Origin of the sequence: Nocardioides sp., from assembly GCF_035481145.1 — a bacterium.
Taxonomy (GTDB): domain Bacteria; phylum Actinomycetota; class Actinomycetes; order Propionibacteriales; family Nocardioidaceae; genus Nocardioides.
This window is the reverse complement of the sequence record NZ_DATIHB010000022.1, coordinates 1-1,999: the sequence shown is the minus strand read 5'-3', so window position 1 is coordinate 1,999 and position 1,999 is coordinate 1. Positions and strand designations below refer to the sequence as shown.

The 1,999-nt window shown below is 72.0% G+C and carries 1 protein-coding gene; it reads left to right on the top strand.

The features are described 5' to 3' along the window. Positions 1-172: 172 nt before the first annotated feature. Positions 173-1,894, top strand: coding sequence for a transcription termination factor Rho (gene rho / locus VLF38_RS02025; protein WP_325269622.1), 1,722 nt, complete (start codon positions 173-175; stop codon positions 1,892-1,894). The last annotated feature ends 105 nt before the right edge of the window (positions 1,895-1,999 follow it).

Sequence of the window (1,999 nt, the reverse complement as noted above, 5' to 3'; positions counted from 1 at the left end):
GTGTTACTGTGTCGAGGCGTCCCCGGATCCCGCGGGGCGCCCGCCCGCCGGCCGTCGAGGCCGAGGGCATCCTCTCCTCCGCTCGACGGCACCGACCGGCGCCTGCCTGTGGGGGAATCACCTCACGACGCCGTCTCTGAGCGCGGCGCCCGACGTGTGGGAAGGACCTCACGTGACTGAAGCACCCGACGCCAAGCCGGCCCGGAAGAAGCCCGCTGGCCTCAACGGCATGCTGATCGCCGACCTCAAGGCGATGGCCAGCGCCCTCGGCATCTCCGGCGCCAACTCGATGAAGAAGGCCGACCTCGTCGCCGCCATCCAGGGCGCCGGTACGCCGAAGGGTGACGCGCCGAAGGGCGAGGCAGCGCAGGGCAAGGCAGCGCAGGGCAAGGCGGCGCAGGGCGACAGCCCGCGAAAGCGCGCTCCGAAGGCCGCCGCCGCGCAGGCTGACGCGAACCCAGCCGCCGACCCGCAGCGTGAGTCTCCCCGTCAGGAGCAGGACGCGCAGGAGCCGGGCAAGCAGGACGCCAAGCAGGATGCCAAGCAGGACGGCGACCAGCAGCAGGAGCAGGGCCCGGGCCGAGCCCGCCGCAACCGCAACCGCAACCGCAATGCCGACGACGCGAACGCCGACCAGCCCGCCGCGGACGGTCAGGGCGACCAGCAGGGCGAGAAGCAGGACGACGGAGCCCAGCAGGGCCGTCAGCAGAACCAGCGTCAGCAGGGCAACCAGCAGCGCCAGGGCAATCAGCAGGGCCAGCAGAACCAGGGCAACCAGGGCAACCAGGGCAACCAGGGCCAGCAGCAGGCGCAGCAGGGCGACGACGGCGAGGGCGGCAACCGCCGCCGCCGCGGCCGTGAGCGCGACCGCAGCGCGCGGGGCCGCAACGAGCCCGACACCACGATCCTCGAGGACGACGTCCTCGTGCCGGCCGCGGGCATTCTCGACGTGCTCGACAACTACGCCTTCGTCCGCACGAGCGGCTACCTCCCCGGTGCCGAGGACGTCTACGTGAGCCTCAGCCTGGTCCGCAAGCTCGGCCTGCGCCGTGGCGACGCGATCGTCGGGCAGGTGCGCCAGCCCCGCGAGGGCGAGCGCAAGGAGAAGTTCAACCCGATGGTCCGCATCGACTCCGTCAACGGCGTCGACCCGGAGACCGCCAAGGACCGGGTGGTCTTCGAGAAGCTGACGCCGCTGCACCCGTCCGAGCAGCTGCGCCTGGCTACCGACCGCGACAACGCGCTCGGCCGCGCGATCGACGGTGCGGCTCCCATCGGCAAGGGCCAGCGTGGCCTCATCGTCAGTCCGCCCAAGGGCGGCAAGACGACGGTGCTACAGACGCTCGCTGCCTCGATCAGTGCCAACAACCCCGAGTGCCACCTCATGGTCGTGCTGGTGGACGAGCGGCCGGAGGAGGTCACCGACTTCCAGCGGAGCGTCAAGGGCGAGGTCATCCCGAGCACGTTCGACCGACCGGCCGCCGACCACACGATCGTCGCCGAGCTCGCCATCGAGCGCGCCAAGCGTCTCGTCGAGCTGGGCCACGACGTCGTCGTCCTCGTCGACGGCATCACCCGCCTCAGCCGGGCGTACAACCTGGCGCTCCCGCCGTCGGGCCGCCTGCTCGCCGGTGGCGTCGATGCCGCGGCGCTCTACCCGCCCAAGAAGTTCTTCGGCGCCGCGCGCAACATCGAGAACGGCGGATCGCTGACGATCCTGGCGACCGCGCTGGTCGAGTCGGGCTCGAAGACCGACGAGGTGATCCTCGAGGAGTTCGCCGGCACGGCCAACATGGAGCTGCGGCTCCGTCGCGCCGAGGACGGCGAGGAGTTCCCCGCCGTCGACGTCGCGGGCTCGGGCACCCGCCACCGCGAGCTGCTGCAGACCAGCTGACGCCCGTACGGCGACCGGCGAGCGTCAGCCGCGCGCCTCGTCGGCCATCGCACGCACGGACTCGTCGATGATGGCCCGCATCGCCCGCTCCGCGCCGTCCGGATC